This is a genomic window from Streptomyces sp. NPDC020845, from assembly GCF_044334165.1.
Classification (GTDB): Bacteria; Actinomycetota; Actinomycetes; order Streptomycetales; family Streptomycetaceae; genus Streptomyces.
Window position 1 is genome coordinate 21,173 of the sequence record NZ_JBIRSJ010000029.1, and the last position, 16,062, is coordinate 37,234.

General features: G+C 69.0%; 12 protein-coding genes. 9 read left to right on the forward strand and 3 right to left on the reverse strand.

What is annotated here, in order from left to right; genetic code table 11:
- Window positions 1-53: 53 nt before the first annotated feature.
- Complete coding sequence (locus tag ACH4U7_RS48915) at window positions 54-1,553, reverse strand: MFS transporter (protein ID WP_398534217.1); 1,500 nt, start codon at window positions 1,551-1,553, stop codon at window positions 54-56.
- A gap of 271 nt (window positions 1,554-1,824) precedes the next feature.
- The gene (locus ACH4U7_RS48920; RefSeq protein WP_398534218.1) at window positions 1,825-2,526 is read right to left on the reverse strand and encodes a TetR/AcrR family transcriptional regulator; all 702 of its coding nucleotides are present in this window, start codon (window positions 2,524-2,526) and stop codon (window positions 1,825-1,827) included.
- Between the two features lie 229 nt (window positions 2,527-2,755).
- Between ACH4U7_RS48920 and ACH4U7_RS48925 the strand changes: the two genes are divergently transcribed.
- Entirely contained in the window at window positions 2,756-3,988 is a 1,233-nt protein-coding gene (locus ACH4U7_RS48925; RefSeq protein ID WP_398534219.1) for an acetyl-CoA C-acyltransferase, read from the forward strand.
- Window positions 3,989-3,998: 10 nt separating this feature from the next.
- On the opposite strand, the gene ACH4U7_RS48930 is transcribed toward ACH4U7_RS48925, so the two are convergent.
- Complete coding sequence (locus tag ACH4U7_RS48930; RefSeq protein WP_398534220.1) at window positions 3,999-4,742, reverse strand: SDR family NAD(P)-dependent oxidoreductase; 744 nt, start codon at window positions 4,740-4,742, stop codon at window positions 3,999-4,001.
- 144 nt (window positions 4,743-4,886) lie between these two features.
- On the opposite strand from ACH4U7_RS48930, the gene ACH4U7_RS48935 reads away from it, so the two are divergent.
- The 8 genes from ACH4U7_RS48935 (at window position 4,887) to ACH4U7_RS48970 (ending at window position 16,043) form a co-directional block, all read left to right on the forward strand.
- A complete protein-coding gene (locus ACH4U7_RS48935) occupies window positions 4,887-7,025 on the forward strand; it encodes a hydantoinase/oxoprolinase family protein (RefSeq protein ID WP_398534221.1) in 2,139 nt (712 codons plus the stop codon).
- Window positions 7,022-8,743, forward strand: a complete 1,722-nt coding sequence (locus tag ACH4U7_RS48940) for a hydantoinase B/oxoprolinase family protein (RefSeq protein ID WP_398534222.1) — start codon at window positions 7,022-7,024, stop codon at window positions 8,741-8,743. The genes ACH4U7_RS48935 and ACH4U7_RS48940 overlap by 4 nt, the downstream gene beginning before the upstream one ends.
- Window positions 8,744-8,818: 75 nt before the next feature.
- Complete coding sequence (locus ACH4U7_RS48945; RefSeq protein ID WP_398534223.1) at window positions 8,819-9,958, forward strand: LLM class flavin-dependent oxidoreductase; 1,140 nt, start codon at window positions 8,819-8,821, stop codon at window positions 9,956-9,958.
- Window positions 9,959-9,963: 5 nt separating this feature from the next.
- Window positions 9,964-10,719 carry an SDR family NAD(P)-dependent oxidoreductase gene (locus tag ACH4U7_RS48950; RefSeq protein WP_398534224.1) on the forward strand — a complete coding sequence of 252 codons (756 nt, stop codon included), beginning with the start codon at window positions 9,964-9,966 and terminating at the stop codon, window positions 10,717-10,719.
- Between the two features lie 4 nt (window positions 10,720-10,723).
- Window positions 10,724-11,668: an alpha/beta hydrolase fold domain-containing protein gene (locus ACH4U7_RS48955; protein ID WP_398534225.1), complete on the forward strand. Its 945-nt coding sequence runs from the start codon at window positions 10,724-10,726 to the stop codon at window positions 11,666-11,668.
- A 48-nt stretch (window positions 11,669-11,716) separates the two neighbouring features.
- Window positions 11,717-14,458 carry an ATP-binding cassette domain-containing protein gene (locus ACH4U7_RS48960; protein WP_398534226.1) on the forward strand — a complete coding sequence of 914 codons (2,742 nt, stop codon included), beginning with the start codon at window positions 11,717-11,719 and terminating at the stop codon, window positions 14,456-14,458.
- Window positions 14,455-15,270 carry an ABC transporter ATP-binding protein gene (locus tag ACH4U7_RS48965; RefSeq protein WP_398534227.1) on the forward strand — a complete coding sequence of 272 codons (816 nt, stop codon included), beginning with the start codon at window positions 14,455-14,457 and terminating at the stop codon, window positions 15,268-15,270. The genes ACH4U7_RS48960 and ACH4U7_RS48965 overlap by 4 nt, the downstream gene beginning before the upstream one ends.
- On the forward strand, window positions 15,267-16,043 hold the full coding sequence (locus ACH4U7_RS48970) for an SDR family NAD(P)-dependent oxidoreductase (RefSeq protein ID WP_398534228.1): 777 nt from the start codon (window positions 15,267-15,269) through the stop codon (window positions 16,041-16,043). The genes ACH4U7_RS48965 and ACH4U7_RS48970 overlap by 4 nt, the downstream gene beginning before the upstream one ends.
- The last annotated feature ends 19 nt before the right edge of the window (window positions 16,044-16,062 follow it).

A 16,062-nucleotide genomic window follows, 5' to 3' on the forward strand; every position in this document is an offset into this window, starting at 1 on the left:
GGGACCGGAGCTGCCGCAGCCGCCGATCCCGCGCCACCTGAGTGCCAGATTTCTCAGGCTTGGGAGGGATCCCGCCGGGACCTGGGCCGTCCGTGGGGGATGAGTAGCCCCACGAGCATGGCCACGAGGGCGAAACCGGCGCACGCGAGGTACGCCACGGTGTAGCCCCTGCCGGTGTAGATCGGGCTGCCCTGGACGAGCTGTCCGACGTTCTGCAGAAGGATCACGTAGACGATCTGGACCGCCACGGTGGAGCCCAGCGTCTGCAGGAGACCGGTCATGCCCGCGGTGATGGCCTGCTGGTCCACGGGCGTGGCCTCGATGACCAGGTTCGGCACCGCCGCGTAGGCCAGGCTCGCGCCTGCCGCGAGCACGGTGAAGCCGAGAAGGATCTGCCACTTCTCGCTGTGCGAGAACGCCGTGTATGTGGCGCCCGCGGCCATGATCAGGGAGCCTGCGATGGCCGGGAGCCGGGCACCGATGCGGCGCATGTACAGCCCCACGATGAAGCTCGGTACACACGTGGCGATGCCGGCGGGCACGGTGAACAGCGTCAACTGCATGGCGGTCGATCCGAAGCCGTAATCGCCGCCCAGTGCACGGAGCGTCATGGCCATCATCGGAAGGACGGTGGTGTACGCACCGACCGCACCATAGGCGAGTCCCGCCACAACGATGGTCGTGAGCACCGGGCGCCGGGAGACCAGCTTCAGGTCGACCAGAGGTTCGCGAGTCCTGCGCTCCACGATCACCCACACCAGCAGCACCGCAAGGCCGCCGAAGATGCAGCCCAGCGTCTTGGGAGACGACCAGGTCCACGTGGAGGCCTCGCTGAGGCCCACCAGCACGAGGGCCACGCCGGCGCCGAGGAGGATCACACCGGTCCAGTCCAGCCGGGAGCGCGTGCGCACCTTGGACTCGGGAACGGCCAGCAGTCCCAGGAAGGCGATGACAGAGAGCGCGACGAGCAGCCAGAACACCGAGCGGAACCCGTGCTCGTCCACGAAGTAGCCGGCGATGAAGGGCGCGCTGATCGTCACCACGCCCGTGCCGCCGACGGTGAGGCTGGCTGCGAAGGCGATCCAGCGCTTCGGCAGGATGTCGCGCATCAGCGAGTAGGAGAGTGTGGCCAGCGGCAGCATCAGGCCCTGCAGGGAGCGGCCGACCAGAAGCGTCGGAAAGTTCGGGGCAAGGGCGGCGATGAGACCGCCGGCGATGCCGCCGAGCGCCCCGACCAGCATGACCTTCTTCTTGCCGTGGATGTCTCCGTACTTGCTCATGACCGGCCCGGCCACGGCGCCCACCAGGGTCAGCGACGTGAACACCCAGCCGACCTGCTGAGTCTGGTAACGGGTCGCGATCTCGGTCACCGCGGGGGTCAGCAGGCTGTAGGAGAGGCCGAGCACCTCCAGCGGCCAGAGCAGTGCGATGAGGGTGAAGACGAAAGCGGCGGTAGAGCGCACCGGGGCTCCGGGGGCCGGCTCCATGGTTCCTTCGGCGCCGTGCACCGTGGTCGGCGGCTCGAACGCCGCTCCCGATTGGGTCTGCGTCATCGCAGGACTCCGTCGAGGAGTAGGGGAAGGGATGTGTGGCGGTTCTCGCGTCGGCCCGGCGGGGCAGGAATGCGTAGGTTCCGACAGGGCGGCGACTGGCCGAAACGGATCCCTGTGGTGGGGACACAGTAGGATCGCGTCGGTTACCGGTCAAGTGATTGAAATACGTGATTTATGGATGCGTAACGCCATCGGAGCAGCGCTTGCCGTGGGCATGCTGAAGCGCCGCACCCCTGGGGGCGCGGCGCTTGTTCCGTCTTCGGCGGTTCGGCTACTTGCCGTCGCTCGCGGATGCGGACCGGGGGCGGCGCGGCCGGCGGCGCGGTGCGGTGATGCCGTCGAGGGTCATCACGAGATACTGCTCGGCCAGCTCCTGTGGCTTGAGCGCACCGCTGGGCCGGTACCAGCGGGCCGTCGTCCCGATGGCGTCGCGCACGAAGCGGTAGACCACCTTCGGGTTGAGGCCTTCGCGGAAGACGCCGGCGTCTATACCGTCCTCGAGTACGCCGGTCCACAGGTTCGCCACTTCCCGCTGCCGGTCGTCGAGGTAGGCGAAGCGAGGGAATTCGTGGAGATAGCGCTGCTCGTTCTGCAGCACGATGACCGCGGCGTGATGCCGCTCGATCGACTCGAACGCTGCCCGGACCAGGTGGCTGAAGGTGTCCCGCGGGCCGGCTTCCGACTCAATGATCTCCCGGTAGGCCGCGAGCAGTTCATCGAAGTAGCTCGTGAAAAGCTCGTCCGCGATGGCTTCCTTGGAGTCGAAGTGGTGGTAAAGGCTGCCGGACAGCACGCCCGCCGCGTCGCCGATCGCGCGGACGGTAGTCGCCTTGTAGCCCCGCTCTGCAAACAACTCCGCTGCGATCCGGACCAGTTCGGCGCGCCGCTCCGACGCCGCTCCCGAATCGGCTGGCGCCGACTTGCGGGCCCGGCGTGCGGTCGATGTGCTCTCTTGTGCGATCCCCTTGGCCACGCGGGCCAGTATCGGCTTCGAACCCCGTGTTGCGCAAATGCTTGCTCAGCTTTGTCTTGTCGTATCGGGCCGGATCGTGTCGGGCGGCGGACAGGTGTCGAATCACTTGATTCGATCAGTCGATCGGCTTAAGGTCTCGCCCGTGACCGGGCGACCTGAGCCGATGGGACCGGCTCTCGGGCCTTTCACTCGCACGGTTGCGGCTGCGGCAGAGTACGAGGAGGTACGCATGCCGGGATCAGTCATAATCGCCGGGGTTCGCACACCGATCGGAAGAGTCGCGGGAAGCCTGCGTGACCATTCCGTCGTCGGACTTGGTGCGCTGGCGATCGCAGCCGCGGTCCGCGCCGCGGGCATCGACGGCGGCGACGTCGACGCCGTGGTCATGGGCAGCGCGGTGCAGGCCGGAGCGGGCCCCAACCCCGCCAGACAGGCCGCGGCCGGAGCGGGAATCCCGATGGACGTCCCCGCGACCACGATCAACAAGCTGTGCCTGTCCGGCCTCACGGCCGTCGCGTTTGCGGACCAGCTCATCAGCACCGGTCAGCACGACATCGTCGTGGCCGGCGGCATGGAGTCGATGACAAATGCCCCCCATCTGATTCTGTCGCCGCGCCGCCGGGCAGACGACGGGCAGGCCATGGACGCGCTGGACCATGACGCCCTGCGCTGTGCCTTCGACGGGGAGCCCGTCGGGATCGCCACGGAGCGCTACCAGACCCAGTTCGGCATTCCCCGCGGACAGCAGGACGAGTTCGCCGCCCTTTCCCATGCCCGAGCATCAGCTGCCGGTAAGGCGGGTCTGCTGGCCGAGGAAATCGTCCCCGTGATCACCGCGCCCTTCTCCGGCCGCCCACCCGTCGAATACGTCGAATACGACGAGGGCGTCTGGCCCAGCCCCCTCGCGGAAGGACCGTCTGCGGCCCGATCCGCTCTGCCTCAGCACGGCGAGGGCGTCCTGCGAGGCGACTTCGCCGCCCAGCCCTCCGACGGCGGGTGTGCCATGGTCTTGATGAGCCGGGAGCGCGCGTCGCGCCGCGGCCTGAACTGGCTCGCCGAGATCGGCGCCTACGGTGTCACCGCCGGCACCGACCCCTCGCTCTTCGGGCAACCGGCGGCCGCCACCCGCGACGCACTGCGCCGAGCAGGAGGGCTCACGGTAGGGGACATCGACCTGTTCGAGATCAATGAAGCCTTCGCCGGCGTGGTCATCGCGTCCATGCGCGATCTCGGCCTCACCTCGGAACGGGTCAATGTCAACGGGGGCGGCATCGCGCTGGGCCACCCCATCGGCATGACGGGCGCCCGCATGATCCTGACCCTTGCCCTGGAGCTGCGCCGGCGCGGAGGAGGCATGGGCGTCGCCGCGCTCTCCGGGGGCGGAGGACAGGGAGACGCCGTCCTGCTGCGCGCTCCCGGAATGCCGGTGCACACCCGCCCGGAAAGCAGGGGGCCGTGCTGAGATCGGAGCATCACAGAGCTGTCGCCCCGCCGTCGATCGCGAAGGCCGCGCCCATGACGTACTCGGCCTCGGGGGCGAGCAGATAGGCGACGAGCTTTGCGACCTCCTCCGGGCTGGCCCACCGTCCAGCAGGAGTCGACTCGACCGCTTCTTTCACCATGTCGCGGTAGGGAAGGTTCATGGGTGTTGCGATGTAGCCGGGGCACACCGCATTCGCGCGGATGCCGTGCGGCCCGTACTCCACCGCAAGCCTCTTCGTCAGCCCCACCAGCCCGTGCTTCGCTGCCGTGTAGGCAACCCCACCGCCGCTGGCGACCAGCCCCGCCATCGACGAAACGTTGACGATCGCTCCCCTCGAGCGCTCCAGCATCGACGGCAGCACCGCCTGGCTCGTGAGGAACGGGCCGGTCAGGTCGACGGACAGCACCCTGTGCCACTGGTCGACAGACATCTGGTGGCACGGCGTTGCGTCGTCTGGAACCCCGGCCACATTGCACAGGAAATCGATCCCGCCCGTGGTCTCGATGACTGCCCCGACCGCTCGGCCTACCTCCTCCGCGGAGGTGACGTCCGCCGTCACCGCCACGTGGCGATCGGCGTCGCCCGCCAGCTCGCCCAGGGTCTCGTGCATCGCGGCCGTGTGGACGTCGAGCAGGGCCAACCGCGTCCCGCGCGCCGCCAGTTCGACGGCGACGGCACGGCCGATGCCGGAACCGGCGCCGGTCACCAACGCGGTGCGATCTTCGAAACCCATCACAGTGATGGTTCCCTTCGGTTCGCTGAGACAAGGGTCGGCCCGGCCCTTCACTTGACCTCGGGGTACTGGTCGTCTCTCCATATTTAACCAAGCACTTGCTTGTGTCTAGACGAGCGCTTGCTCAAGTCGTAGTCTCCGGGCATGCCACTCGTCGATAGGGACATCACGGACGGCTATGCACTGGGCATCGACGTCGGCGGCACCTTCACGGACATCGTGCTCGCCGGACCGCATGGCCAGGTCGCCGTCACCAAGTGTTTGAGTACGCACCACGACCCCACGGAGGGAATCCTGCGCGGGGTTCAGTCGGCGCTGTCCGACGCCCGAGTGGCGCCCGCCGCGGTCACCAGGGTCGTCCACGCCACCACGCTGGCCACCAACGCGATCCTGGAGCGCAGGGGCGTGCGTGTCGCCTACGTGACGACCCAGGGTTTCCGCAGCATGCTGCCGCTCGGACGGTATGCGCGGGTTGAAGAGGACCGGTACGACATTCACTTCGACCCGCCCGCTCCGCCGGTCGAGCCGGCCCGCTGCTTCGAGGTGCCCGAGCGGATCGACCACCGCGGCAGCGTGCTGGTTCCGCTCGAGGAGAGCGCCGTGTGGCAGGTCGCCGAGCAGATCGCCGCAACAGGTGCCGACGCGGTCGCAGTCTGCCTGCTGCACTCCTACGCGAACCCGGCACACGAGCGACGCGTCTCGGAGATCCTCCAGGACGTCCTTCCGCCCGACACCACCGTTGTCGCCTCCTGCGACGTCTGGCCCGAGCTGCGCGAGTACGAACGCGCCACCACGACTCTCATGTCCGCCTACGTCGGCCCCGTCATGGCCCGCTACCTGCGCAGGCTCCAGTCCCGGCTGTCGGAATTGGGCATCCAGGCAGGCGTCCAGGTCATGGAGTCGGGCGGCGGAGTGATGTCCGCCGACCTGGCCGGACGCCGCGCCGTGGCCACCATCGAATCAGGCCCCGCGGCCGGGGTAATCTCCGCGCGGACCACCGGGCTTGCCGCGGACCGGCCCGACGTCATCTCCTTCGACATGGGCGGCACCACCGCAAAGGCCTGTGTGATCCGGGACGGCCGCCCCGACGTGACGCGTGAGTTCCACGTCGGCGGCAAGGGCAGCTTCGGCGGCAGGCGCGCCGGCACCGGCGTACCGATCAAGACCCCGGCCATCGACCTCGCCGAAGTCGGCGCCGGTGGCGGCTCGATCGCCTGGGTGGATGAGTCCGGGACCCTGCACGTGGGCCCCCGCTCCGCAGGCTCTCAGCCCGGGCCGGCCTGCTACGGGCTGGGCGGCGACGAACCGACCGTGACCGACTGCAATCTCGTTCTCGGCTACCTGGATCCCGATGCCATCGCCGGTGGCACGCTCGCCCTGCGCCGGGACCTTGCCGAACAGGCTGTCGACGCGGCGCTGGCCGGACCACTGGGCACCGACCGTGCCGTCGCGGCCCATGCGGTCCACGAGATCGCCAACGCCACGATGGGCGGCGCCGTGCACGTCGTCACGGTCCAGCGGGGGATCGACCCGCGCGGCTTCGCCGTCGTGGCCTTCGGCGGGGCAGGCCCGATGCACGCAGCACGTGTCGCCGAGCGCTTCGACATCGACACCGTCATCGTCCCGCCATCCTGCGGCGTCGGGTCTGCAGTTGGGCTCCTGGTCACCGACCTGAGCACCGACCGGGTTCTGACCCGACCCATCGCGCACGCGGACGCCGACCTCGACACGATGCAACGCAGCTTCACCGACCTGGCAGCATCTGCCGCGCAGGACCTCGGGGTTCGTCTGGACGGCCCCGACGTCGAGGTGCACCGCTCGGCCGACGTCCGCTTCACCGGGCAGGCACACGAGCTCACCGTCCAGATCCCGGGTACGAGCATGACCAAGACCGACCTCGACGAGGCGGCGGACCGGTTCTACGAGGAATACCGCCGCGCGTACGGCATCCAACTGCGTGGGCCCGTCGAGTTCGTCAGCTACCGAGTGCGCGTGACTCGCGTGGTGCCCAAGGTGCCGGTGAGCCGCAAGCCGCCGGCCGCCGACGCCGAGTCGGCCTGCATCGCAGAACGCGCCGTCTGGTTCCGCGAGCACAACGGCTATGTGCAGACACCGGTCTACGACCGGGCACGCCTGCGCCTCGGCGACGACTTCGACGGCGCGGCCATCGTCCAGGACGCCGAGTCGACCATCGTCGTACCGCCCGGCTGGTACGCCCACATCGACGCTGAAGCCAATGTCGTGCTGACCAAGACCGCGAGCCGAGCTGAGGGAACCCGATGACGGACACACTGACCGCGGAGGTCCTGCGCAACGCCCTGTCCGTGGCCGCCGAGGAGGCGAGCATCGTCGTGGTGCGCTCGGCCTACTCCACGTTCATCGTGGAAGGCTCCGACGCCTCGGCCGCCATTCTCGACAAGCAGGGCCGGCTCATCGCCCACTCCGTTGCGACCACCCTGATGAACAGCATGGCCCTGTCGGTGGCCCTGCCGTGCGTCATCGAGGACTTCCCGCTGGAGGCGATGCGCCCCGGCGACGTCTTCATGACCAACGACGCCTACCGCGGCGGCATCCACACCAATGACCTGCTCGTCTTCCGCCCCGTCTTCGTCGACAACCAGGTCGAGTACTTCACCGCCACACTGATCCATGTCTCGGACCTCGGCGGCATCTCGGCCGGCGGCATGGCCACCCTCGCGAACGAGATCTTCCTCGAAGGGCTGCAGCTGCCTCCGGTCCGGGTCGCCACCGCCGCAGGCACCGACGACCAGGTCACCCGCATCCTGGCACTCAACAGCCGCACCCCGGACAAGGTGCTCGGCGACGTCCGAGCCCTCATCGCCGGTACCGCCGTCGCCGCCAGCCGCGTCGACGAACTCCTCGCGGAATACGGACCGGCGGCGTTCCGACAGGGCATCGACGACTACCTCGACCACACCGAACAGCGCACGCGGGCCGCACTGAGCCAGTTCCACGGCGGCACCTACCGCAGCGAGTACGTCATCGACGACGACGGCATCCACCCGGACACCTCGTACACCGTGCGGGTCGCAGTGACGCTCGGCGACGGGAAGGCCGTCCTCGACTTCGAGGGCACCGACGCTCAGGTGCCGGCGGCGATCAACTCCAGCCTCTCCCAGTCGCTGGCAGCAGCGGTGTTCGCGGTCCGCTGTTTCCTGGACCCCAGCATTCCCATGAACGACGGCTGCCTGCGCGTACTCGACGTCCGCCTCCCCGAGGGATCCCTGCTCAACGCGCAGTCCCCCTATCCATGCGGCGGACGCTTCATCCCCTGTTACGCCGCCATGGAAGCCATCTGGCAGGCCCTGTCGGATGCCTTTCCTGAACGGGCCATCGCCGCCTCAGGCATCCTGCAGCCCTTCACCATCGCCGCGCACGATGCGCCGTACTGGATCCATCTGGCGTACGACTTCGGCGGCGCCGGTGCACGTAGCGGCCGGGACGGACCCGACGCCACCGGCATCCACTTCGGTCTGGGCCGCAATTCCGTACCTCAGGTCGAACCCGTCGAAAGCCGCTGCCCGTTCGTCGTGGAGAGCATGGAGTACGTCGCCGACTCCGGCGGCGCCGGCCGCTGGCGGGGCGGCCTGGGCACCCGGACGGTCTTCCGCCTGCACGCGGACGCCCACATCACCACGCGGGGGGACCGGCTGCTGAATGCACCGCGCGGACGGGACGGCGGTGCAGCGGGTGCGCTCGGTGGCTTCTACCGGCTCACCGCCGACGGTGGAAAGCAACGGCTGCCGTCCAAGATGAACAACGAGCCCTTCCAGGCCGGCGAGGCGTTCGTCGTCGAGACCAGCGGCGGCGGGGGAATCGGGCAACCGGCCGCCCGCGATGTGGAACTGGTGCTGCGCGATGTGGCTGACGGCCGGGTGACAGCGGCAGCGGCTGCCCAGGCATACGGCGTCGTCCTGACCTCGGGCGGCGAGGTCGATCAAGAAGCCACCCGCGCATCCCGCGCCGCAGACAACCCCTGACAACCGTCCACTCACCGTGATCCGCCGGTGCGGTAGCGCGTGCGTGGAAGAACAACCCATACGCAAGGGAGACCGATGAAGTTCTCGATGATCTTCGAAGCCCAGACGGCCGACTCCTCGCCCGAGGCTGAGCAGCAAGTACTGCGCGACTGCGTGGAACAGGCCGTTCTCGGCGAGGAGATGGGCTTCGACCGGGTGTGGGCCGTCGAACACCACGCGCTGGAGTGGTACGCCCACATGAGCGCGCCGGAGATCTTCCTGACCTGGGTGGCGGCGCGGACCTCCCGCATCCGCATCGGCCACGGTGTGGTGTGCATGCCGTTCAACTACAACCACCCAGTACGGGCCGCCGAGCGGGCGGCCATGCTGGATGTGCTGTCGGGCGGCAGGGTCGACGTGGGCGCGGGACGGGGCGCCACCCTCCAGGAAATGGCGCTGTGCAACGTCGACCCGGAGCAGACCTACGCCCAGGTGGACGAAGCGCTGCGCCTGATCGGCTCCGCCTGGCAGAACGAGACCTTCGAGTGGCACGGCAAGCTGCTCGACATCCAGCCCCCGGAGGGCAAGTACCACAAGATCCTTCCGCGCCCGGTGCAGAACCCCCATCCGCCGCTGTACATGGCGTGCACCAAGCGGGAAACCGTCAAACTGGCCGCCGAATACGGTGTCGGAGCTCTCGTCATGGGCTTCGCCGGTCCGGACGAGATCCGCGTCTACCGCAAGATCTACGATGAGGCGATCGCGGCGCGCACACCGGAGAAGATGGTCTCCACCGTCGCCAATGACTCACTGGTCGCGCTGTGTCCGACCATCGTGCTCGACGATGTGGAAAGTGCACGCCGCTACGGCGTCCGCGGGCAGCGCTTCTTCGCCGAATCCATTGCCTACTGGTACGGCGGTGGCGAGCCCCCGACGCTCGAGTTCGGCGACGACCCCCTGGGCGACCTGGAACGGCGCAAGGAAGAGCACATCTCCCGACTGCACGAGGCCAAGATCCCGGTCAATCCCGAGACCGGGGCGACGTTCAACGTCAACCACGCCTACGGGGACGCCCAGCAGGCCATCGACTACGTGCAGCAGCTCGTCGACGCGGGCGCGGACGAGATCATGTGCCTGATCCAAATGGGCCTGGTGCCGCAGGACGTGTGCCTGGAGACCATCCGGCAGTGGGGTGAGACCGTGATCCCGCACTTCCGCAACCAGAAGAAGGCCTGAGCACCATGCCGACACTGGCGGGCAAGGTCGCGCTGATCACCGGGGCCGGCCGGGGACAGGGGGCAGCCGAGGCGCGCCGCTTCGTCGATGCAGGAGCACGCGTGGTCGTCACGGACGTACTCGCCGATGAGGGCAAGGCAGTCACCGCGGAACTGGGTGACAACGCCGTGTTCGTCCCTCTCGACGTGTCCGACGACGAGCAATGGCGTCAAGCGGCGGCGACCGCGGTCGATGCCTTCGGCCGCCTGGATGTTCTGGTCAACAACGCCGGGATCTACGGTACCCGGCCACTGCTGGAGGAGACCGCCGAGCGGCTGGAGCGGTTCTACCGGATCAACACCATCGGCGCTCTCCTGGGCATCCAGGCCTGCACCGGGGCGATGCGCGACAGCGGCGCCGGTTCGATCGTCAACATCTCCTCCACGGCAGGCCTGGTCGGCTACCCGGGGCACGCCGGGTACGGCGCCACCAAGTGGGCGCTGCGCGGCCTGACCAAGACCGCCGCGCTCGAACTCGCGCCGCACCGCATCCGCGTCAACTCGGTGCATCCCGGCGTGATCGACACGCCCATGGTCGCGGGCGCGCTGGCCGGCTCCGGCGCCGACTTCCCGCACGTCCCCCTGCGCCGCGCAGGACAGGCCGAAGAGGTTGCCGACCTGGTGCTCTTCCTCGCCTCCGACTCCTCCGCGTACATCACCGGAGGCGAGTTCACCATCGACGGCGGTGCCCTGACCGGCCCCGCAGTACCAGAAGAGGGGTGACGCCATGCCGCTGGACGCAACTGCCGCGGCGATCGTCGCCCAGATCGATGTGGTCATGTCCCGGGTCGGGACGGAGATCACCGACGCGTCGCAGGCGCGGGCCCTGATGGCCACGCCGCCCGGGGCACTCGCCGATCCGACCCCCGTCGGCTCGGTAGCGAACCGGACCGTCCCCGGCCCCCGGGGCCGCCCGGTGCCGGTCCGTATCTACCGACCGCTGGACGAACCGGCGGACCCGCCGCCCGTCATGGTCTTCAGCCACGGAGGCGGCTGGGTCTTCGGCGACCTGGACGGGCACGACGACATCTGCCGTCGCCTGGCCAACCGCATCGGCTGCGTTGTCGTCTCCGTCGACTACCGGCTCGCTCCTGAACACCCCTTCCCCGAGCCACTGGAAGACGTCTACGCGGTGGTGCAGTGGGTCGCACAACAGGGCGACAGCCTGCTGGTCGACACGGAGCGCCTGGTCCTGGCCGGCGACAGCTCGGGCGGAAACCTGGCCGCCGCGGCGGCACTGCTCGCCAGGGACCGGGGCGGCCCGCGCGTGGCCTTCCAACTGCTGATCTATCCCGTGCTCGACGCCGACTTCACCCGGCCCTCCTACGTCGAGAACGCCAAGGGGTACCTGCTCACGGCCGATCACATGCGCTGGTACTGGGACCAGTACGCCGCCGTGCCGGCCCGGACGGAGCCGTACGCAGCACCGCTGCAGGCGCCCGATCTTTCAGGCCTGCCCCCTGCCCACGTCATTTCCGCGCAGTACGACGTACTGCGCGACGAGGGCGAGAACTATGCCGAGCGGCTGCGTGAGGCCGGCGTGCCGGTCAGCGTGCAGCGCTATCCGGGGGCCTTCCACGGCTTCTTCGGATTCGGGGCCCTGCTGCCGGTCGCCCGTGAAGCGTTCGGTGAGGCCGTGGCCCAGGTACGGGCGGTACTCCACTGCTCTTGACGGATTTGTCAACTACCGCCGTCTGGTCGTGAAGTGAGAGAGGCCAGCATGTCACTGTTCATTGGATTCGTCCTTACCGGCCTCGTCTCCGGAGCGATCTATGCGCTCATGGCGTCCGGCCTGGTGTTGTCCTACACCGCTTCGGGCATCTTCAACTTCGCTCTCGGCGCCATCGGCTTCGTCAGCGCGCTGACGTACTTCGAACTGCACACCGGCGTGGGCATGCCGGCGATTCCTGCGGCCGTCATCGCCATCTGCGTGGTCGGCCCGCTGATCGGCCTGGCCCTGCACAGACTGATGTTCAACGAACTATCCAAGTCTGGCGAGGTGGCACAGATCGTCGCCACCATCGGCCTGCTGGTCGCCCTGCCGTCGCTCGCATTGTTCGTCGTCGAGCAGTTGATCAACACGTTCCACGTCGACCTGACCGACCCGACCAACCAGTACTCGGTTCCCGGGCTCGGCCCATCTCCGGCACACCACTGGAACCTGTTCGCGGGGGTGAGCGTCGACTCCAACCAACTCATCACCTTCGTCGCCGCCGCAGCCGTCGCGACCGGACTGTGGTTCCTGCTCCGCAAGACCTCCCTCGGACTGGCCATGCGCGCCACATCGGACCGCCGAGGACTGGCCGCGCTGCGGGGCATCGACCCGGACCGCGCCTCGGCGGCTTCCTGGATGCTCAGCTGCCTCCTGGGCGGACTGGCCGGAGTCCTCGCCGCTCCCATCCTCGGCCTGGACTCGGGCGGCTTCACCGTGCTCCTCGTGCTCTCCGCCACGGCCGCCGTCTTCGGCCGGCTGCGATCCGTGCCGGTGACCTTCGGCATCGGCCTGCTGCTCGGCGTCGTCCAGAACCTGGTCGCAGGATACGCCGACTTCGCCGGCGGCATCCCCGGCTTCCGGTCCTCCTTCCCCGTCCTGCTGCTCTTCCTCGGGCTGCTGTTCTTCAACCGCTCCCGGCACCGGGTCGCCGGGTCCGTCGCCGAGGACGCGCCTCCGCCCGACTACCTGGCCGACCTGCCGCCCTGGCGCCGGATACTGCCCTGGGCGGCCACGGTCCTCGTCCTGCTCGTCTGGTTGTTCACCTTCGCCTCGGACTTCTGGGCCGGCCTCGCCGCACAGGGCCTCGCCTTCGGCCTGATCTTCCTGTCGTTCGTGATCGTGACCGGCATCGGCGGCATGGTCAGCTTCGCGCAGGCGACCTTCGTCACGGCCGCGGCCCTCACCACCGGTGCGCTCACCACACATGGCGTGCCATTCGGCGGCGCGGTCCTTGCCGGCGTGCTCACCGCCACCGTACTCGGGGCCCTCGTCGCACTCCCGACCCTGCGCCTGGGCGGACGCGTACTGGCACTGTCGACCCTGGCGCTTGCCATGATCGGCGACAAGCTCCTCTTCCAGCTCGACTGGATGACGAACAACCAACTCGGCTGGGACCTGCCGACGGTGGCCGTAGCGGGCTTCAGCCTCACCGACCCCAGGGCGATGACGGTGTTCCTGCTGCTGGTGGCCGGGGTCGTTTCCCTCGGGATCATCAACCTGGAACGGTCGAGCACCGGCCGCGCCATCCTCGCGGTGCGCAGCGCCCCGGCCGCGGCAGCGACGCACGGCATATCGGCGACCCGGACCAAACTCGTGCTCTTCATGTCGTCGGCAGCCGTCGCCGGACTGGGCGGTGTGCTCGCCGCGATGTACAACGGCCGGATCATCAACACCGACTACCCGGCGTTCGCCGGATTCTTCTGGCTCGCCGTCGTCGTGGTCCAGGGAGTGCGAAGGGTCGGGCCGGCCCTGCTCGCCGGATTCCTGGTGGCGATGGGACCGCAGGTGTTCTCCTACGTCACCGACTCACCCCACATCCCCAACATCCTCTTCGGCGTGGGCGGGATGGTGCTGGCCAAGTACCCGGACGGCGCCGTCTCCCAGTTCTCCGAGATGCGCCACAGGCGACGCCAACGCAAGCGCGCTCAGGGCACCGACACCGCTGAGGCGGTTCCCGCGCCGACCGCCCCGGTGGTGAAGGTGACCGAACCCGCCCCCGCGGCCTCTGATCAGCCCGCCGAGCCCGCTGTCCTCGAGCTCCGGGGAATCGACGCCGGCTACGGGCAGGTGCCGGTGCTGCGGGGCGTCGACCTCGTCGTGCGCCGGGGTGCCGTGGTCGCCCTGCTCGGCACGAATGGCGCCGGCAAGTCCACCACGGTCAGTGTGGTCACCGGCCAGGTCGCCGTGACCGGCGGGCACGTCATCTTCGACGGCACCGACGTGACGGCGTGGCCCGCCCACCGGCGCGCCCGGGCAGGACTGTTCACCGGGCCCGAGGCCCGAGGCGTGTTTCCCGGTCTGACCGTGGAGGAGAACCTCGGTACCTGGCTGCGCGACGCGGATGAGATCGCCCAGATCTACGACCGTTTCCCGATCCTTGCTGAGCGCCGCCGCGGCCCTGCCGGAGTCCTGTCAGGAGGAGAGCAGCAGTTGCTGACCCTCGCCCCGGTACTGGTAAGGCCGCCGAAGCTGATTGTCGCGGACGAGCCGGCCCTCGGCCTGGCCCCGCGGGTAGTCGACCAGATCTTCGAGGTGTTCGCGGAACTGCGAGACCGCGGTGTCTCGCTGCTCCTGGCTGAGGAGAAGGTCCATGACGTCCTGGCCATCGCCGACGAGGTCGTCTGCCTCGCCACCGGACGCGTGACCTGGTCCGGTCCGCGGGAGGCGGCCGACGAGACCCGACTCGCCGAGGCCTACCTGGGAATCGAAGCCGGACCCCCGACGAACCGGAACACGGTGCAGGCATGAAGACAACAGTTGACGACCGGCAGTCACCAGATGCGACGTCCGCCAGCGCCCCGGCCGCCCTGGAGATCGAGGACCTCACGGTCCGCTTCGGCGGCGTACGCGCGGTGTCCGCCGTGTCCCTCAGGGCCGCCCCTGGCGAACTGCTGGGCCTCATCGGCCCCAACGGAGCCGGCAAGACAACGCTCTTCGACGCCGTGTCCGGGCTGAACCGGCCTGCCGCAGGACGCGTGCTGCTCTCCGGACGGGATGTCACCGGCGAATCAGCCCTGGCCCGGTCCCGGCTGGGACTGCGCCGCACCTTCCAACGACAGCAGGTCTTCGGCCGGCTCTCCGTGCTGGACAACCTGCTGGCCGCACTGGAGTGGCACGGCGGAGGAGGCGGCTTCATGGCGGACGTCCTGGCGCTGCCATCCCGCCGCCGACGCGAGCGCAGCCGCCGCGAGCGGGCCGAGGAGACCCTGCGCGAGGTCGGACTGTGGGAGCAGCGCGACACCTACGCCGGCCATCTGCCCGTCGGCCTCGCACGCATGATGGAGCTGGCCCGCGCCGTGGTCGACGAACCGTCCGTGCTGCTCCTCGACGAGCCGACCTCAGGACTCGACGACGCCGAGGCCGAACGTCTCATCGGAGTCGTCCACCAACTCACCGAGAAGCGCTCCACAGCCGTCCTCCTCGTCGAGCACGACGTGCGGTTCGTCATGAACAACTGCGGGCGTGTCGTCGTGCTCAACCTGGGCGAAGTGCTCATGGAAGGCACGCCCGAGGAAGTGGCAGCCGACGAGTCGGTGCGCACCGCATACCTGCGGGGATGACACGAAACAGGAGGAAACACGTGAGTGATGCTCCCGACCCGAAGGGCAGAACGGCCTTGGTGACCGGGGGAGCGAGCGGTATCGGAGCCGCGATCTGCCGGGAACTCGCCGCCGCGGGGACCCGCGTGCTGATCGCCGACGTCGACGAGGCCGGAGCCCGTCGCGTGGCCGACGAGCTGCCCGACGCTACCGCTCTCGCCGTTGACCTCGACGATCAGCACGAGGTGGCCGCGCTCGGCCGCGACGTGATCGACCGGTTCGGCGGCGTCGACATCCTGGTCAACAACGCAGGGGTCAGCACGGTCGAGCCGTTCGCCGAGAGCGACCCGGCCACCTGGGACCGCATGTGGCGTATCAACCTGCGGGCACCGATGCTGCTCTCCCATATCTTCCTGCCGGGGATGGGGGAACGCGGATGGGGCCGGCTCGTGTTCATCGCCACCGACGGCGCCCGCGCCGGAGCCGGCGGCGAAAGCGTGTACGCCACGTGCAAGGCGGGACTGTTCGGCCTGGCCAAAACCCTCGCACGCGAAGCCGCCCGGCAAGGTGTCACCAGCAACGTGGTGTGTCCCGGACTGGTCGACACCCCGATGCTGCGCAGGGTCGGCGAGGAACGTCCGGGAATGATGCAGGCGCTCCTGCGCACGGTGCCGGTTCGCCGCGCCGGACAACCGGAGGAGGTGGCAGGCCTGGTGACCTACCTCAGCAGTGACTCGGCGGCCTACGTCACCGGCCAGACGATCAGCGTCAGCGGCGGCGTCACGATGGCGTGACTGTTCACACCACAGGAGG